Origin of the sequence: Chryseobacterium carnipullorum (assembly GCF_900142785.1) — a bacterium.
In the GTDB taxonomy this organism is placed as follows: Bacteria; Bacteroidota; Bacteroidia; order Flavobacteriales; family Weeksellaceae; genus Chryseobacterium; species Chryseobacterium carnipullorum.
The window spans coordinates 100,276-117,163 of record NZ_FRCD01000007.1; the positions used below are offsets into that span (position 1 = coordinate 100,276).

At 36.7% G+C, this 16,888-nt stretch carries 17 protein-coding genes; 1 reads left to right on the top strand and 16 read right to left on the bottom strand.

The genetic code is table 11. From position 1 onward, the window contains the following. Positions 1-4: 4 nt before the first annotated feature. From BUC06_RS09485 to BUC06_RS09510, 6 genes are all read right to left on the bottom strand, one after another. A complete protein-coding gene (locus BUC06_RS09485) occupies positions 5-532 on the bottom strand; it encodes a DUF4269 domain-containing protein (protein WP_073332973.1) in 528 nt (175 codons plus the stop codon). Continuing rightward, complete coding sequence (locus tag BUC06_RS09490; RefSeq protein WP_073332974.1) at positions 525-1,484, bottom strand: GSCFA domain-containing protein; 960 nt, start codon at positions 1,482-1,484, stop codon at positions 525-527. The genes BUC06_RS09485 and BUC06_RS09490 overlap by 8 nt, the downstream gene beginning before the upstream one ends. 88 nt (positions 1,485-1,572) lie before the next feature. Further along, entirely contained in the window at positions 1,573-2,544 is a 972-nt protein-coding gene (locus BUC06_RS09495; RefSeq protein ID WP_073332977.1) for a polyprenyl synthetase family protein, read from the bottom strand. Positions 2,545-2,647: 103 nt separating this feature from the next. Continuing rightward, entirely contained in the window at positions 2,648-3,790 is a 1,143-nt protein-coding gene (locus tag BUC06_RS09500) for an inorganic phosphate transporter (protein WP_073332980.1), read from the bottom strand. Positions 3,791-3,802: 12 nt separating this feature from the next. Then, positions 3,803-4,441 (bottom strand): DUF47 domain-containing protein, encoded by a 639-nt coding sequence (locus BUC06_RS09505; RefSeq protein WP_040998750.1) that lies wholly within the window; start codon positions 4,439-4,441, stop codon positions 3,803-3,805. A 150-nt stretch (positions 4,442-4,591) separates the two neighbouring features. Continuing rightward, positions 4,592-6,307, bottom strand: a complete 1,716-nt coding sequence (locus tag BUC06_RS09510) for a DEAD/DEAH box helicase (protein WP_073332983.1) — start codon at positions 6,305-6,307, stop codon at positions 4,592-4,594. A gap of 624 nt (positions 6,308-6,931) precedes the next feature. Between BUC06_RS09510 and BUC06_RS09515 the strand changes: the two genes are divergently transcribed. Further along, positions 6,932-7,603, top strand: a complete 672-nt coding sequence (locus BUC06_RS09515) for a DUF2461 domain-containing protein (RefSeq protein WP_073332986.1) — start codon at positions 6,932-6,934, stop codon at positions 7,601-7,603. A 127-nt stretch (positions 7,604-7,730) separates the two neighbouring features. On the opposite strand, the gene BUC06_RS09520 is transcribed toward BUC06_RS09515, so the two are convergent. From BUC06_RS09520 to BUC06_RS09570, 10 genes are all read right to left on the bottom strand, one after another. Then, positions 7,731-8,789 (bottom strand): diphosphomevalonate decarboxylase, encoded by a 1,059-nt coding sequence (locus BUC06_RS09520; protein ID WP_073332988.1) that lies wholly within the window; start codon positions 8,787-8,789, stop codon positions 7,731-7,733. Positions 8,790-8,968: 179 nt separating this feature from the next. Continuing rightward, positions 8,969-10,738: an AMP-dependent synthetase/ligase gene (locus tag BUC06_RS09525; RefSeq protein ID WP_073332991.1), complete on the bottom strand. Its 1,770-nt coding sequence runs from the start codon at positions 10,736-10,738 to the stop codon at positions 8,969-8,971. Then, positions 10,735-11,748, bottom strand: a complete 1,014-nt coding sequence (locus BUC06_RS09530; RefSeq protein WP_073332993.1) for an NAD-dependent epimerase/dehydratase family protein — start codon at positions 11,746-11,748, stop codon at positions 10,735-10,737. Before BUC06_RS09530 ends, BUC06_RS09525 begins: the two co-directional genes overlap by 4 nt. 477 nt (positions 11,749-12,225) lie before the next feature. After that, positions 12,226-13,230 (bottom strand): MvdD family ATP-grasp ribosomal peptide maturase, encoded by a 1,005-nt coding sequence (locus BUC06_RS09540; protein WP_073332998.1) that lies wholly within the window; start codon positions 13,228-13,230, stop codon positions 12,226-12,228. Further along, positions 13,223-14,179: an MvdC/MvdD family ATP grasp protein gene (locus BUC06_RS09545; protein WP_073333002.1), complete on the bottom strand. Its 957-nt coding sequence runs from the start codon at positions 14,177-14,179 to the stop codon at positions 13,223-13,225. Before BUC06_RS09545 ends, BUC06_RS09540 begins: the two co-directional genes overlap by 8 nt. A gap of 84 nt (positions 14,180-14,263) precedes the next feature. Next, positions 14,264-14,491, bottom strand: a complete 228-nt coding sequence (locus BUC06_RS09550; protein ID WP_073333006.1) for a microviridin/marinostatin family tricyclic proteinase inhibitor — start codon at positions 14,489-14,491, stop codon at positions 14,264-14,266. A 44-nt stretch (positions 14,492-14,535) separates the two neighbouring features. Beyond that, a complete protein-coding gene (locus tag BUC06_RS09555; RefSeq protein WP_073333009.1) occupies positions 14,536-14,775 on the bottom strand; it encodes a microviridin/marinostatin family tricyclic proteinase inhibitor in 240 nt (79 codons plus the stop codon). A 39-nt stretch (positions 14,776-14,814) separates the two neighbouring features. Then, complete coding sequence (locus BUC06_RS09560; RefSeq protein ID WP_073333011.1) at positions 14,815-15,060, bottom strand: microviridin/marinostatin family tricyclic proteinase inhibitor; 246 nt, start codon at positions 15,058-15,060, stop codon at positions 14,815-14,817. A 116-nt stretch (positions 15,061-15,176) separates the two neighbouring features. Then, positions 15,177-15,956, bottom strand: coding sequence for an alpha/beta fold hydrolase (locus BUC06_RS09565; protein ID WP_073333016.1), 780 nt, complete (start codon positions 15,954-15,956; stop codon positions 15,177-15,179). 128 nt (positions 15,957-16,084) lie between these two features. Beyond that, on the bottom strand, positions 16,085-16,807 hold the full coding sequence (locus BUC06_RS09570; RefSeq protein WP_073333017.1) for a pyridoxine 5'-phosphate synthase: 723 nt from the start codon (positions 16,805-16,807) through the stop codon (positions 16,085-16,087). Between the last annotated feature and the right edge of the window lie 81 nt (positions 16,808-16,888).

A 16,888-nucleotide genomic window follows, 5' to 3' on the forward strand; every position in this document is an offset into this window, starting at 1 on the left:
TTTTTTAAAATTTCAACAGATCTTCATAAGGGTTTTCCAAATTCATCAACAGCCCAAAGGCCGGCTCAGTTTTAATTCCCTGTTTCTTTAATTCTATTATTTTATGTCTAAATTCTTCTCCTTTTTCCTGTAATATTCTATGCTCGGCCAACATGTGACGGTACGCATTCTGTTGAAGTGATGGCTTATTCTGTCCGAAAATTTCGATCTTAAATTCTTCCAGCCTGAAATTCAGAACAATGCTGTTTTCTTCATGAACAATAATATTCTCTATGGTTACATCCCCATCTGCCGGAATTAATTTACCCGATTTGATATCATCCAGAAAATCTTCTTTAAACTGAAGATCTACTTGACAGATGATGTCCAGATCACTGCTTTCAACGTCGATCCCGATAGGAATTGTTCCTGCCAAAACAGGAGAATAGGTTTTTAATTTCTCAAAAACCTTATATTGTTCAAGAACTTCGTAAGCTCTTTTCTGTCTTTCACTTCCTGATTTCAGATAATTGAGATTCGTAAAATCAATCATTTGAAAAAATTTTATGTCTTACTTTTCCTCTCTGAAGTTCAATTCTTTCGTTCAGTTTTTCTCTAAATTCTATATATTTCGGATCTTTTTCATCATCTGTCCTGTGTTCAAGTGCTTTATTGATCTTAAAATTCTCTTTGATAAAACTTTTAGTCTCATCTGAGAAATAAGATTCTCCAAACTTATCGAATATATAACTGACAGCCTGTGAAGTAGGATGAATCATATCTTCTTTATAAAAGCGATAGTCCCGAAGGTCATCCATTATTATTTCATAAACAGGAAGATAATGGCAGTTTTCAAGCTGCGAAACCGACTCATGAACAGCTGTAATGAGTTTAGATTTACTCAGTTGATTTTCAATCATCCCATCCTTTGTATGACGCACCGGCGAAACTGTGAACAGAATCTGTACATCATCACGGCAGATATCTTTCAGGTTTAAAACCGTATTATAGATCGAATCCGTAAGCTCCTGATGAGACAGTAGTCTTTTTTGAAAAAATTTCTGTGGAATTTTATGGCAATTGGCAGCCAGTTTTTTCTTGGGAATAAATTCATAAATAAATGAAGTTCCGTAGGTAATGATTACCCAACCTGCATCCTGAAGAAAATTGTTCCCTACTTCTATTCCTGTATTGATTTTATCCAGGGTCTGATGAATATATCGGGTATCAAAACTGCTGTGATGGTCCAGTGAAATAAATTCTTCATTAAAAGTAATCAGTTCCTCCTCCTCATAGAACTCCGAATCGTGAAGCCTTTTCACCGCATTGCTGATCGAAAAAGGATTAAAAATGGTTCCAAATGGATTATTAACCGTCTGAAGCTGCCCCTGTCCCAACAAATCTGTCATTTCTGAAGCAAAACACGACCCTATTGAAAATATTTTATCTTCAACATCAATCTTTTTCTCTGACTTGGGTATGTCAACTTCGGTTCTGAATTTCATTGTTTAGGTAGCAGATAATAGGTAGAAGGTGGCAGGCAGTCGTCAATCTATCAAACCTACAACCTGCTACCTCTTACTTATCATCTTATTAGCTCTCTCTTCTTAACAGATAATTTGCCAGTTCAGCGAAAGGTTTTTTCTTCTCTTCAGGAATATTGATTTTCGCCAGATAGCTCTGTCCGATCTCATTGTGTTTTTCGATCAGGCGCAATGCTTTCTCGTCTACTTTGGTTCTTCTGAAGATCTTTTCAACACCGTATACTTTATCGATGTTATCGGTCTTTTTGCCATACCAGTGATCCAGTTCTTTTCTTTCTTCTTCCGTCGCATGTTCTCTGGCTAAAAGGTAAAGAATCGTTTTTTTATTTTCATAGATATCTCCGGCATGTTTTTTTCCAAACTGAGCCTGGTCTCCGAATACATCAAGATAATCGTCCATAATCTGGAAAGCGATACCAATGTGTTTTCCGAAGTTGAAAATAGCCTTGGCATCTTTAAAATTAGCTTTTGCAATAAGCGCTCCTATTTCAAAAGACGATGCACTCAGAACCCCTGTTTTATAGGTAATCATTCTGATGTAATCATCATAGGTAACGTCTTCCTGAGTTTCAAAATTGATATCATACTGCTGACCTTCACACAGCAGAAGTCCGGTATGGGTAAAGATTCTGATACAGGCTTTGAAAATCTCAGGCTCAAGATCTTCAAAAAACTTATAAGCCTTCAGCATCAATCCATCTCCGGAAAGAATTCCTACATTGATCCCATGTAACGTATGGATCGTAGGTTTATTTCTTCTTAAAGGAGCTTCATCCATAATATCATCATGGATCAGGGTAAAGTTATGGAAAAACTCGATCGCCAGTGCCGGTTTTATAGCCTGTCTGAGATCTCCGCCGAACAGGTCGCAGGCCATCAATACCATAATAGGACGAAGACGCTTTCCACCGTGGGAAATGATATAGTTCATCGGATCATAAAGTTCCGCAGGCTTGTCTTTGAAAGTATACTTAGTGATGGCATCAGCAACGATCTGCTGGTATCTGTCTAAAAATTCCATAAAATCTTATAATTTGAACAAAAATACAATTTTTCGAGGCTTTATAAAACAAAAAACTTTGCCCCGGAGGACAAAGTTTGTATTTATAATTTCAACTTTTATCTTAAGTCAGAAATGTTACGGCAAGATAAGTAATTCCTGCAACAATTGCTGAAATAGGAATCGTCAATACCCAAGCCCAAAGCAGACTTACGGTAATTCCCCATCTCACGGCAGATATTCTTTTTGTTAATCCTACCCCGATAATAGAACCGGTAATGGTATGCGTAGTCGATACAGGAATACCAAAATGGTCAGTAATGAATAAGGTGATTGCTCCGGCAGTTTCAGCACTTACTCCTTCTAGTGAAGTTACTTTTGTAATTTTAGTTCCCATTGTTTTAATGATCTTCCAGCCACCACTCATGGTACCTAAGGCAATCGCAATGAAAGAAACCAGAGGAACCCAGATGTAATGTTGCGCGAAATAATCGAAACGGGCTGCCGATGCAATATTAAGATAAACAGGATCCTGAAGCATATTCACGTGATAATAGATCATCGCAGCTCCAATAATACCCATTACTTTCTGTGCATCATTCAAACCGTGTCCTAAACTGAACAAAGCTGAAGAAGCGAGCTGTAATCTCTTAAATGATTTATCTGCTTTATACGGATTCGATCTTTTATAAAGATGAACAATAATTAAAGTGATAATGATTGAAATAATCATCCCAATAATCGGAGCCATAAAAATGAACAGGAAAATAGGAATTACTTTATCAAATTTAACAACACTTTGCTGGGTAACCTGATAGCATGCAGCTTTAAAGGTTTCCCATGTTCCCAAATGAGGTTGAGTAGCCACAACTTCGTGATAATCCATCATAAAAGCATGCATTAAGGCTGCTCCCAGAAATCCACCGATCAAAGTGTGTGATGATGATGAAGGAATCCCAAACCACCATGTTAAAAGGTTCCAGGCAATCGCAGCGATAAGTCCTGAGAATATTACTTCTAATGTAATAAAGTTTTCATTAACCGTCTTGGCAATCGTATTTCCAATTTTAAATTCTCCAATAATGTAAGCAGCAATAAAGAAAGCGGCAAAGTTCCAGAGAGCTGCCCAAAGTACAGCCTGGAATGGAGTTAAAACTTTTGTAGAAACGATCGTCGCGATTGAATTGGCGGCATCATGAAAACCATTGATATAATCGAAAATTAAAGCCAGTGCAATAATAACTATTAGTAAAATCGGAAATTCCATTTGTTATTTTGTTTAGGCGTATTTAATCATGATGTTCTCAATAGTATTGGCAACATCTTCTGCCTTATCGGTTACTATTTCAAGATAATTAAGTACAGATGAAACTTTGATAATATTAATCGCATCATTGGTTTCAAATAAATCTACCATTGAATTGGACAGCAGGTCATCTGCAATGTTTTCAATAGAGTTTACCTTGATACAAGCTTCTTTTACCTGGTCCATATTCTTGAAACCTTTAAGGTTTTTCATCGCATTCTGAATCTCAAGACAAGCTTTGTGGATCAGAAGTGAGAAATCCGAATAAGCCTTCATTTCAGGAGATTTATACAGGAAAATATATTTTGTAGAAGCATAGATGTAATCGGCGATATCATCAAGTCCTGTTGCCAGTGTGTGGATATCTTCACGATCGAAAGGTGTAATGAAGTTTTTCCCTAGTTCAACGAAGATCTCATGTGTAAGCTCATCATTTTTATGCTCATAGTCACTCATTCTTTTTAACATCGTATCATCGTTAAGATCGAAATCTTTGATGCCATTGTTAAAGTCTTCAGACATTGCAACTAAGTTTTCAGTTACTTTTTCAAAAAGTACAAAGAAAATTTTATCCTTCGGTTGAAAAGCGTGGAAAATATTACCAATTCCCATTTTTATGTATTTATAATTTGAGTGCAAATTTCCTAAAAAAGGATTTGCCCTGAAACTATATAACATTAAGTTTTGTTAACATTCGATTAATGCCTGATTATCAAATAAAAAAACCGGCTTTTAGCCGGTTTTATATGATATTGAGATGCCTTAGTTTGCTACTTCAGCTCTCATTTCTTTTCCTTTAAATTTCATTGAAGGAATATTGCTCATTACATTTTCTGAGAAAGATTTCTCCACTTCAAAGAAGGAGAATTTTTCTAAGATTTCAATATCACCGATTTCAGCTCTTTTTTTGCTTTTTCCGGCAGTAGCTTTATTGATGATTTCTAAAACATCAAGCTTTTTCAATTGATCTTTTTTCCCAAGGTTGAAGAAGAATCTTACCATGTTTTCGTCCTTTCTTCTAGGTTTTCCGCCACGGTCTCTGCTATCTCTGCTTCCTCTTACGTCACGGTCTCCACGGTCACGATCTCTTCCTCTATCGCGGTCCCTTCCTCTATCTCTGTCTCTTCTTGAATAATCATCATCTCTGCTGCTGAACTTTTGATCAACAAGATCATGCTTATCTTTGTAATACAAAGCAAGGTCTTTTAACTGGAACTGCAATAGTTTGTGTACCAATTCTTCTTTTGTAAACGCACTCAGATCCGGAATTAAGCTATCATTGAATTCAAAGATATCTTCTTCGTGTTCCGTAAATAATTTTTCAAAAACACCTTCCACCTGAGCTTTGATAATATCTTCACCTGTTGGAATGAATTTTTCTACAATATCGATTTTCGTTGTAGATTTTATCTGCTTCAGTTTTCTGCTTTCTTCAGGTTTAATTAAAGAAATTGAAATACCATCTTTTCCTGCTCTACCGGTTCTTCCACTTCTGTGAACGAATACTTCCGGATCATCAGGTAAAGAATAATGGATAACGTGCGTCAGAGAGTTTACATCCAAACCTCTTGCTGCAACGTCTGTCGCTACAAGGATATCAATATTTTTCAGTCTGAATTTCTTCATCACTGTATCTCTCTGTGCCTGAGAAAGATCTCCGTGAAGTGCATCAGCTGCATAGCCATTCTGCATCAGGAAATCTGCCACCTCCTGAGTTTCCATTCTTGTTCTACAGAACAAAATAGAATACTGGTTCGGGTTGGCATCAATTAATCTCTTAAGAGCTTCTTTTTTCTGACGGTATCCTACTACGTAATATTCGTGCTTGATGTTCTTCTTAACTTCGTTAATAGAACCCACAGAAATACGGTGTGGAGTCGTAAGATAATTTTTAGAAATTCTTTCCACTTCTTTATTCATCGTCGCCGAGAACAAGAAAGTTTGCTTTGTATCTGGTGTTTCTCTCAGAATCGTTTCCAACTCATCTTTGAAACCCATTGAAAGCATTTCATCAGCTTCGTCTAAAACTAACCAATGAATAGCAGAAAAATCAAGTGCTTTTCTGTTGATAAGGTCGATTACTCTCCCTGGAGTACCTACAATAATTTGCGGCTTGTCCTTTAAAGAACGAATCTGATCCATAATACTACTTCCACCGTAAACCGCTGTGGTTTTGATGTCTTTCATGTACTTGGAGTAATTTTTTATGTCTTTAGAAATCTGAAGACATAGTTCCCGTGTCGGACAAAGCACCAAAAATTGGATTTTGCGACTCGTTTCGTCAATCATATCCAAAATCGGAAGCGAAAACGCTGCTGTTTTGCCTGTCCCTGTCTGCGCAAGTGCGATCAAATCGCGAATATCTGAAAGAATGAAAGGGATAGTCTGTTTTTGGATTTCTGTCGGGCTTTCGTAACCCAGTTCGCCAATTGCCTTAAGGATGTCAGGACTTAAATTGGACTCCGTAAATAAATTCATTAAATATTTTAAAATTTTTGCAAAGATACAACAAATATTTGGTTTGTTTTTGAATAAAGTTTTAAATATGTAAACTTTAATTCAGAATCCTTTAATATATTTTTAATTTTTAAAAAATTAAATCCAAAAAAACAGGTCTTACATTAAAAACATGCTAAACATTATTTTTTTTTATTAAATTACATTGATTTTTTCTGTATTATTTATGAATTTTCAAAAATATCACCATGAAACGCAAAATTTACTTTTAAAATCTCATTTATTATCATGAGAACATTTCCAGTATCCATGGTTACATTTCAAGATTTACTCATGTGTTGACTGGGCGCAATTTATCGCTTATTTGAAGCTTATTCAAAGTTAGTATTATTTTCTCCAAACTGTACGATACCATCTTTTTTTTATTGGATTCCTCTCATTTTAGCCTCTTTTTCAAAATTTAATTTTAAAATTCACACCTCATTGGATCCAATTTGCATACTGAATTTCACAATTTTCATCCATGAAATCTGTCTACTTCATTAAGCATAAAAACAGTACCCTCATCACTTAATTTTGGTCATCATAAGTTTATTTTTTAACTTGGTTCAATAGAACACCCTCTTACATTAAATTTCCAAAAGTATGATTACCATCAAACCAGAAACCCTGACATTTTTAAAAGATCTGACCCAGAATAACAACCGCGAATGGTTCAATGAAAATAAAAATCTTTATACGGAATCGCAGGAAAACGTCATTGCTTTTCTGGACGAACTGATCAAAGAAATGGCAGAATTCGATGAAGAACTGGGGAAAATTGACGGCAAAAAATCATTGTTCAGAATTTATCGTGATACGAGATTTTCAAAAGATAAAATACCGTACAAAACCAATTTCGGTGCTTCTTTAGGAATGGGAAAAGGAAGCCACAAAGCTGGTTATTATCTTCATATAGAACCCGGGAAGTCTTTTCTGGCCGGAGGTGCTTATATGCCGGAATCTTCCGTTCTGAAAGAAGTACGAAAAGAAATTTCGTTGTATGGCGAGGATTTCCTCAAGATCATCAGTCAGAAAGAGTTTAAAAAGCATTTCCCGGAACTGGATCAGGACGACAAACTGAAAAAAATTCCTCAGGGATTTGAAAAGGAAGATCCGATGGGAGAATATTTAAAGCTTAAAAGTTTCATCGTCCTTTACCATTTAAAAGATGAAGAAGTTTTAGATAAAAATGCGGTGAAAAATATGACGAAGATTTTTAACCTGATGAAACCTTTCAATGATTTCCTCAACACTCCCCTCACTTTGAATTTGTAACAATAGCAACAGTCGTATCGAAATAAAAAAATCTGCGTCATCTTCGAAATCTCAGTAAAAAAAATCCTTCACAGATTTCGAAGATGACGCAGTTATGTATTGATAGAAAAAAAGTATTTTTTTTATTTTAAAACTGCATCACATCCTTCACTACTCCATTATTCTGGGTGTGTTGAAGCAATTCTGTTTCAATAAATATTTTGATTTTTTCTTCTGAAGCATCTTTTGGAAATAAGACATGAACATTTGCTCCTGCATCCAGTGTGAAAAATAAAGGAAGTCCTGTTTGTTTTCTGAATTCCCAGATTTTATTGATCACTTCCATAGTTCCGGTTTTCATCAGAATAAAGGCAGGATCACTCATCATCATCATGGCATGAAGGGTAAGAGCTTCATGTTCCACTAACTTAATAAAGTGTTCCATGTGTCCGCCTTTGAGAATTTGCTTCATCGGAACAAAATTTTCTCTTGCTTCCTGGAATCTTCTTTCAGCATAAGGATTGGTATTCATCAATCCATGCCCTACCGTTGAGGAAACACTTTTTTGACCTTCATGGATTAATAAAACCCAGTCGTTGAAGTTTTTGAATACCTCATGAATCTTAGAATCCGGATATTTTACGGCAAATAAGTCCGAACTTCCTTCTACCTCATCCGAAGCTCCCCAAACGACCAATCCGTTATACAAACTTCTGCAAGCGCTGCCGCTTCCTAATCTAGCCAAAAATGAGGCTTTTCTTAAAGATTCTTCCTCGGATGTATTTCCTGAAAACTCTTCGTCCAGCTTCATCAGGCATTTTGCAATTGCTCCAAATCCTGAAGCAGAACTCGCAATCCCGGAACTGTGTGGAAAAGTATTCTCTGTTCTGATGATGTATTTCCCTTTCAATATCCAGGGAATATACTGTTCGATATTCTTAAAATATTTTTCTATTTTTTCTGCAAATTTCACTTCTTCATGTCCTGCAAGGAAGGTTTGTACAGCGAAATTTTCATCCGCCAAAAACTCCATAGAAGTATTGGTTTTGCAGTGATTCAGCGTATAACTGATGCTTGGATTGGCAGGGATCTGATTTTCATATTTCCCCCAGTATTTGATCAGGGCAATATTAGACGGACAGCTTTCTGAAACCGTCTTCGTATGAATCTTGAAATTTTGTTTTCCTAGAAATTCTTGTGTTGTCATAGTCTGATTTAAAATGCTAAAACGCTTTTATTTAACCACAGAAGGCACAAAAGAATAGTAACACTTAAGTTATTGATAAAGTTAATAAAACTGTCGGTTCAAGACTACTTACGTTTTCAAATCTTTGTTTTTTTTATTTGAAAAGCCTTTGTTGTCTTAGTGGTCCAGATGGTTTTATTTTAATACATTTTTTCTATAATATCCGCATATTTTTTAAGAACCACATTTCTTTTGACCTTCAATGTAGGGGTTATTTCTCCGGTATTGATGTCAAATTCTGACGGCATCAGCGTGAACTTCTTCACTTTTTCATAATCTGCCAGATGTTCCTGTAATTCTTTAATTTTTTCTTTATATAAAGTGATGATCTTCTCCTCTTTCACAGCCTCCTCCCATTTGGTGAACGGAATATTATTTTTCTTTATATAATCCTGTAAAAATTCAAAATTAGGGACAATAAGAGCCGACACAAACTGTCTTCCTTCTGCTACCAGCATGATCTGCTGGATAAAATTATTATTGGTGAGAAGGTTTTCGATCTGTTGCGGCGCGATATATTTTCCGTTGGAAGTTTTCATGAGATCTTTGATTCTGTCTGTGATGATCAGATTCCCTTTATCATCAAATTTTCCGGCATCTCCGGTCTTGAACCAGCCATCTTCGGTGAAAACTTTCTGAGTTTCTTCAGGCTTATTGTAATAGCCTTTCATAATGCCGTTTCCTTTAGCCTGGATCTCATCGCTTTTACCGATGCGAATTTCTACGCCTGGTAAAGGTTTTCCGCTCGTACCATGTTCATAGTGAGTCAATGGAAAAAGGGTCAGGGTCGCTGTCGTTTCTGTCAGCCCATATCCTACGGTCACATGAATGCCGACAGAGTCGAAGAATCTGGTGACTTCCGGTGACAATGATGCTCCTCCGCAAGGTAGGAACCATAGTCTGCCACCCATTTTTTCTTTAATTTTACTGAAAACAAGCATATCAGCAACAGATTCTTTCAGTTTTAACCCAAAAGGAACCGGTTTTTCGCTTCTTCTCAGTTCTGCAGTCTGCCATCCCGTTGCCAGTGCCCAATCGAAGATCTTTTTCTTCGTTGATGAACCTTCTTCTGCTTTTTCTAAAACTCCCGCATATACTTTCTGAAAAAATCTCGGCACGGCACACATCATGGTAGGTTTTACGTCTTCCAGAGCTTTGGCAATATTCTTAGGATCTTCCAGGAAATAAACTCTGGCACCGCCATAAAGGCAAAGTAAGCTCCAGCTTCTTTCGAAAACGTGCGTCAGAGGGAGAAATGCGAGTGAAAGTTCTTCTTCAAAGTTTTTAAATTTAAAAAACTCAAAGTGCGAATCAAAGGCTTTGATAAAATTTCCGTGGGTAAGCATAACCCCTTTCGGAGTTCCCGTAGTTCCGGAGGTATAGATCAGCGTCGCTGTATCATCATTTTCTTTGGGAGTGATCTCCAGTTTGGGAGAAGACTTGGCAATAAAATCTTCAAGATAAAAACTGTTGAATTCTTTCTTGATCCAGATTGATTTTTTGGAAACAATAATCGTTTCCAGCTGACTTCCTTCCTTATTTAAAAGCTCCAGACATGCATCATATTGCTCCTGGCTTCCTACAAGAACAGCTTTTGCAGACGAATCACTAAAGATATACTCTGCCTGTTCCGCATTATTTGTAGAGTAAATAGGAACGGTTATTGCGCCAATAGCCATTGAAGCCAGATCAAAAATCATCCATTCCGAAGAGTTATCCGAATAAATGGCTACTTTATCATCTTCCTGAATTCCCGCATCTTTCAGTGCATTGGCTGTTTTAAACACGATCTCACTCAATTTTTTCCAGCTCAGTTCTTTCCAGGCTTCCTCCTTCTTTTTAAAACCAATCGCAGATTTTAAAGGATGCTTTTCTACATTTTTTAGGATAATTGCTGCTGCAAGATTCATGAATTCAGCTTTTTGTCGTTAATATAATTGTTAAGATGAAAATCAACACTTTCCTTCACAGAAATAAACTGATAATCAAGCTCTTTTTTTATTTTTTCGTTGGAAATGGTATTGAGAGAGGATATGGATTCAATATTGGATCGGGTAATGATTCTCAGTTTCGGAATCAGCCAACCGAAAAGGATATTGGCCAGTCTTCCTACATTTAACTGTGATTTTGTAAGAATTTTAGCTTCTTTGAGACCTAATTTCGTTCTGATCTGCTGTCCGAGCTCTGCATATTTCTTGTTTTCTGAAATAAGGATAAAGCGCTCTCCGAAAACACTCTTTTCCATGAGTTCAATACAAATTTTAGCAGCGTCTCTTACATCTACATAACTTGTTCCGCCGGAAAATGTAAATCCATTTTTCTCAAAAGTAGGGAAGATATCTCCACTGCTCTGGCCCCAGTTTCCGCTTCCGATGATCATTCCGGGATTGACGATGATGGTATTCAATCCTTCTGCAGAAGCTCTCCATACTTCCATTTCAGCAAGATGTTTGGAAATAGCATAAGCAGAATGTTCTTCTTTAGGATTAAATTCAGAATTTTCGTCTAATTCTCCTTTTTCGTTAAAAAGATCCAATACAGCAATCGTACTGACATGAAGAAATTTTTTCACTCCTGACCCTTCGCAGGCAAACAGCAGGTTTTCTGTACCTTTTACGTTGGTATGGTACATTTCTTTTTCATCATGAGGATGGAAACTTACTTTTGCGGCACAGTGATAGACCTCATCTACCCCTTTTAATGCATGTTGCAAAGCGTCCAGATCGTCAAAATCCAGGTCTATCCATTCGATCTTATTAAAAAGATCATCAGAATTTTCTGTATAGACATTAAAAGAATGCCTCACATCGTTTAAATTGCTGCCCGGTCTTTTGGAAGCCCGTACGTTTTTTCCCTTTTTAAGAAGTTCCAAAACGATTACCCTTCCCAGAATTCCGGTCGCACCCGTTACAAAAATCATTAATTATTTACTTGATTGCTGACTAAAATATAACAATATTTTCTATCCGGCAATTCTTCATTTTTCTGTACAGATTTCACGAAAAACTGCTTATGCAAATTTGCGATTTTTAAAGCAGAATTCCACTTAATTTAACCAATATTATCATTATCCCGGTCATTGAATATAATTCTGTTTAAGTTGATAGAATAATGAACGGACTGTTTCAACCACAAAAGAGAGAAAAGTTTTTTACTTGAGTTATTTAAGTTTAATATTTTGAAAAAAGAAGAGCAAACAGTTTCTTTCAAAATTGAAGGTTTTCATGATGACAGAACTTTGCCGTATCAAAATTCCCCTCCTTTGGAAGGGTGGCGAAAATTCAGAGAATTTTTGACGGGGTGGTTCAATACTCAAGTCCATGTTTTCACTCCAGGAAACAAAAAAGCCCTTCAGATATACAAAAGGGCTTTCAGTATTTAAGTAGTCATGCTATTTTTAAGCCATCACCATATTGTTTCTTCTCGGAGCTTTGTCGCAAAGAACATCTGCAATACTCTTTGAAATAAGATTGTCCTCAGTCAGGTTATCCAGCCAGAAAAACTCTCCTGCTGCATTGATTTCAATGAAATAGTATTCGTCTTCAGGGGAAACAATGATGTCTATCGCGCCATAATCAACGTTATATACATCTAAAAGTTCAAGAAGTTTTGCTTCCACATCTGCCGGCAGTTCTGTTCTTACCCATTTGGTTAAAAGGTTGACACCGTCTTTTCTCCAGTCTACTTTGGCATCTTCAGACTGTTGGGAATCTATTTCAAAAGCATAAACGTCCTGTCCTACGATGGTAACACGAAGTTCTTTTTTCTTTTCGATCTTTTTCTGGAACTGCATCGGGCAGTACAGGAGTGAATCAAGCTCTTGAAGTTTATCTTCGCCAACTACATTGGTAAACACGACGCTTTCTACGCCATCTTCATAAATCGCAAAACCGGTCTGCATTTTCGCTACTACATTCTGATGTTTAAGGATAAATTTTCTCGCTTCTTCAGGATTATTGGTCAGGCAGGTTTCAGGAATTTTAAGTCCTAATTTAACCGCTACTTTTAGCTGTTCCTCTTTACTGTCTAACCTTCTGTAAATCCCAGGTTTCCCCAATGCATAGGCATCTACAGACTCTATAAATCCGAAAAGCGTATTACGGATTTCTCCCATAGCGGCACCATAGAATTTTTTATCCATTTCTTCTTTCACCCCGTTTCCGATATTGTAAGCTCTGCGGTACCAAATGGCAGCAATATCATCCAAACGGTGTTGTGCATCTTTGGTTTCAAGGATACTTACCCATTCGCCATCCTGAAAAATGGTCGACAGTTTATTTTGTATAGGATACAGGTCTACATCAAAACGGATGACCTCACAACCGTTTTTCTCTATATATTCTGTTACTTTCTCGATTGAAAAATTATCTGCAGTGTGCGTAATAATTAGTATTTTATTCATGGGTATTGATTCTTTTTATAAGGTTATCGGCAATTCTTTCTGCAATAGGGAACCCCAGTTCTTTCTGTAGCATTCCCCATTCTCCCTGAGGATTGACTTCAAGGAAATAATAGTCTCCGTCTTTTCCTTTGATCATGTCAATGGCTCCGATATAGAGCCCCATTGCTTTCATCATGGAAGTCAGACCGGTTTTGACATGTTCCGGAAGATCATAGGCTGACCAGTGATAATCTCCCTGCGCTGATCTCCAGTCGACATTATCGCTATTGTTGATCTTTCCTGTAAAAAACTCTCCTGCAATGTAAACAATTCTCAATTCGTATTCTTTGTCAACATAAGGCTGAAAGATCATAGGACAATAGGTGATATCCGAAAGATGTTCCAAAGTGTCCTCTTCAATGATCATTGTTGAGATAAGATTCTCTCCGTTCATGGTCTTTGCGGTCAGACTGTGAAGTTTAGCAACTGCTTTTCCGCCACAGAATTCATGAAAAAAGGCAGTGATCTTTTCTTCGTCATTTGAAAATAGGGTTTCCGGAACCCTGAGATTATTTTCTTTGGCTAACTTTAGCTGAAGCATTTTACTTCCATCAATTTTTCTTTCATTTTCAAAAGGGTTAATCCATGGAACATTTTCTAATACAGTGATCAGGTTATACCGAAGGTTGGCATATCCGTTCAGGAACACTTTTCTGTAATCGTCATCCAGTTCTTCCGGTGTACTTATCCCCCAGGCTTTTCTGTGCCATACTCCCTGAATATTTTTGGAATGAACCGTGTTTCCGAATTCATCCGTCAGTTCAAATGAGTCTTCATTCACACTGATCTTTTGAAAATGGTTCATACGGTCAGAATTAAGTCTGAAATATGGAATATTCTTAGAGTTCAGATATGCAAAAAAGAGGTCGATATTATAAAAATCCTGTGAGTGGGTGATGCAGAGAATCATTTGCCTGTTTTTATTAAAAAAGGAAACTTAGTGGTAAGTTTCCTTTGATATGATTGTATTAATACGATTACTATTTTTAATGTATTAGTCTAATGGAACAGATGGAGAATCATCATCTCCGTCAGATGGATATTTCATGGTCTGCATTAGATCGTCCTGAGGAGAAGTTACGTTATCTACTTTCGGTTTTGTAATAACGTCTCTTTCAGGAATTGTAATTTCACCTCCACCTTTAATAGTTTCAGGATCTTTTAATTGTTTTTCCAGGAATGACGCAAAAAACGGCTTCTTTTTTGAATTTTTGTCTTTCATAATAATTTAGTTTGGGTTAAAGTATAATTGTATTCTTTCAGAATTTAAATAACAGAATCATCACCATCTGAAGGATACTTCATCGTAACCAAAAGATCTTTGTTTGGCGATGTTACATGATCAAAAATCTGTGCTGTAACATTATCAACTGAAGGTGCCGTAATAATATCATTATCTGTATTGGTAATGACTCCTCCACCTCCCTGAACCGTTTCAGGATCTTTGATCTGCTTTTCTAAAAATGAAGCAAAAAAAGGTTTCTTTTTTGAATTCTCGTCTTTCATAATTATTGAGTTAGGTTAATAATTTATATCGTAATAGGATTACAAAATGTCTAATTCTCCTGACTCATCACTGTCAGACGGATATTTCAAGGTAACTACCTGGTCTCTTACAGGAAGCGTTGCGTTATCAACAAGCGGAGATGTGCTAACGGTATCTCTTGTCGGCAACGTTACTAAATCTGTGACAGGTGTCGTCACTGCTCCTCCCTGAATTGCTTCCGGATCCTTAATTTGTTTCTCTAAAAATGAAGCAAAGAAAGGTTTTTTTGAGTTTTTCTTTTCCATAAGTTAATATATTTAGTTTTTATGTAAAACTAAAGTACAAAAAATATCAACACGCAGGGAAATACAACGTTATTTTAAGAAAATTTTAACTAAATTATTACAAAAACAGAATTAAATTAATGTAAACCTAAGAATTCCTTAACAACTTTCGCGAAATCAACAGGATTTTCTGCCTGAACCCAATGTCCGGCTTTTTTTACGGTCACAATTTTCGCTTTTGGAAACTGCTGTTTAATCCCATATTCATCCTGTGGAAGGATATAATTGGATTTTTCACCAGCAATAAATAAAGAATCCCCTTCAAAAGCACCAAATTTTATCGCATTAGATACAAACTCATTGTATTTTTCCGATAAGGTTTTAAGGTTGAATCTCCAGTTCAGTTTCTTATCATCATCCCAATACAGGTTCTTTGCCAAAAACTGAATGGTAGATTTTTCAGGAATATACTGACTGAGAACAGTTTCTACCTCTCCTCTGGAGCTTACTGTATTGAAGTCTACCGTTTCCAGAGCTTTAATAATTCCCTGGTGATGGGGAGGATATGCTTTGGGCGAAATGTCTACTACGATTAGTTTTTCTACTTTTTCCGGATATTTTAGCACAAACTGCATCACCGCTTTTCCTCCTAAGGAATGGCCCAGTACATGAGCTTTCTGAATACCGTAATGGCCCATGTAATGCGCAATATCGTCTGCAAGATCATCGTGAGACATACTTTCCGAATGAAAGCTTCTGCCATGGTTTCTGAGATCGATAAGATGAACGGGAAGTTGCTCACCTAAGTCTTTTCCAAAGCTTCCCCAATTGTCGAGCATTCCAAATAGTCCGTGAAAGACAAGAAGTGGCGTAGTCTTAAGATTTTCGCCGAATATTTTTGAGTTTAAGATTTCCATTTTTTTTGAAATTAGAAGTTAGATGGTAGACATTAGAGTTTAGAAGCCAAATGATAAATTAGCGGATGAAGAATAAAAGTGATCAGTATGTTCCAATGACTTTCCTATGATCCAGGCTTCTTGTTTTCTTATCCCCAAACAGCCAGTCTCTTCAGATAAGCCTGTACCGTATTTTCAAGTCCCATATACAATGCTTCAGAAACCAGAGCATGTCCTATGGATACTTCAAGAAGGTTTGGAATATTGTCGGCAAAATATTTTAAGTTTTCAAGGCTCAGATCATGTCCGGCATTAATTCCTAATCCAAATTCTGTGGCAGCAACTGCTGTGTCGTAATAGGGCTTGATCGCCTGTTCTTTATTGGTCAGATAATTTTTAGCGTAAGCTTCAGTGTACAGTTCAATTCTGTCTGCTCCTGTTTTTGCTGCATGCTCAACCAGTTCAGGTAAAGGATCCAGAAAAATTGAAGTACGGATTCCTGCGTTTTTAAATTCTGCAATAATCTCTGTCAGAAAACCAAAGTACTTTCTGGTATCCCATCCGGCATTGGAAGTAATGGCATCATCTGCATCAGGAACCAGCGTAACCTGTTCAGGCTTTACTTCTAAAACCATATCAATAAAAGAGCGGTGCGGATTTCCTTCAATGTTAAATTCAGTAGTAACCAAAGGTTTCAGATCATAGACATCCTTTCTTGTGATGTGTCTCTCATCCGGTCTTGGGTGAATCGTAATTCCCTGTCCTCCAAACTCCTGAATCTTGATTGCGGCTTCTGTTACACTTGGCGTTTCGCCTCCTCTTGCATTTCTTATGGTCGCAATTTTATTGATGTTTACGCTTAGTTTTGTCATTTTTCATTAAGATGTTAGACAGCAGAAGTTGGGTTTTCATTCCACTTCCCTGTCCGATTATTATTAACTTATTTTTTATAT

Bases quoted from the DNA above. Each gene is read 5' to 3' on its own strand.
- BUC06_RS09485 (WP_073332973.1), bottom strand. From the start codon at position 532: ATGATTGATTTTACGAATCTCAATTATCTGAAATCAGGAAGTGAAAGA.
- BUC06_RS09490 (WP_073332974.1), bottom strand. From the start codon at position 1,484: ATGAAATTCAGAACCGAAGTTGACATACCCAAGTCAGAGAAAAAGATT.
- BUC06_RS09495 (WP_073332977.1), bottom strand. From the start codon at position 2,544: ATGGAATTTTTAGACAGATACCAGCAGATCGTTGCTGATGCCATCACT.
- BUC06_RS09500 (WP_073332980.1), bottom strand. From the start codon at position 3,790: ATGGAATTTCCGATTTTACTAATAGTTATTATTGCACTGGCTTTAATT.
- BUC06_RS09505 (WP_040998750.1), bottom strand. From the start codon at position 4,441: ATGGGAATTGGTAATATTTTCCACGCTTTTCAACCGAAGGATAAAATT.
- BUC06_RS09510 (WP_073332983.1), bottom strand. From the start codon at position 6,307: ATGAATTTATTTACGGAGTCCAATTTAAGTCCTGACATCCTTAAGGCA.
- BUC06_RS09515 (WP_073332986.1), top strand. From the start codon at position 6,932: ATGATTACCATCAAACCAGAAACCCTGACATTTTTAAAAGATCTGACC.
- BUC06_RS09520 (WP_073332988.1), bottom strand. From the start codon at position 8,789: ATGACAACACAAGAATTTCTAGGAAAACAAAATTTCAAGATTCATACG.
- BUC06_RS09525 (WP_073332991.1), bottom strand. From the start codon at position 10,738: ATGAATCTTGCAGCAGCAATTATCCTAAAAAATGTAGAAAAGCATCCT.
- BUC06_RS09530 (WP_073332993.1), bottom strand. From the start codon at position 11,748: ATGATTTTTGTAACGGGTGCGACCGGAATTCTGGGAAGGGTAATCGTT.
- BUC06_RS09540 (WP_073332998.1), bottom strand. From the start codon at position 13,230: ATGAATAAAATACTAATTATTACGCACACTGCAGATAATTTTTCAATC.
- BUC06_RS09545 (WP_073333002.1), bottom strand. From the start codon at position 14,179: ATGATTCTCTGCATCACCCACTCACAGGATTTTTATAATATCGACCTC.
- BUC06_RS09550 (WP_073333006.1), bottom strand. From the start codon at position 14,491: ATGAAAGACAAAAATTCAAAAAAGAAGCCGTTTTTTGCGTCATTCCTG.
- BUC06_RS09555 (WP_073333009.1), bottom strand. From the start codon at position 14,775: ATGAAAGACGAGAATTCAAAAAAGAAACCTTTTTTTGCTTCATTTTTA.
- BUC06_RS09560 (WP_073333011.1), bottom strand. From the start codon at position 15,060: ATGGAAAAGAAAAACTCAAAAAAACCTTTCTTTGCTTCATTTTTAGAG.
- BUC06_RS09565 (WP_073333016.1), bottom strand. From the start codon at position 15,956: ATGGAAATCTTAAACTCAAAAATATTCGGCGAAAATCTTAAGACTACG.
- BUC06_RS09570 (WP_073333017.1), bottom strand. From the start codon at position 16,807: ATGACAAAACTAAGCGTAAACATCAATAAAATTGCGACCATAAGAAAT.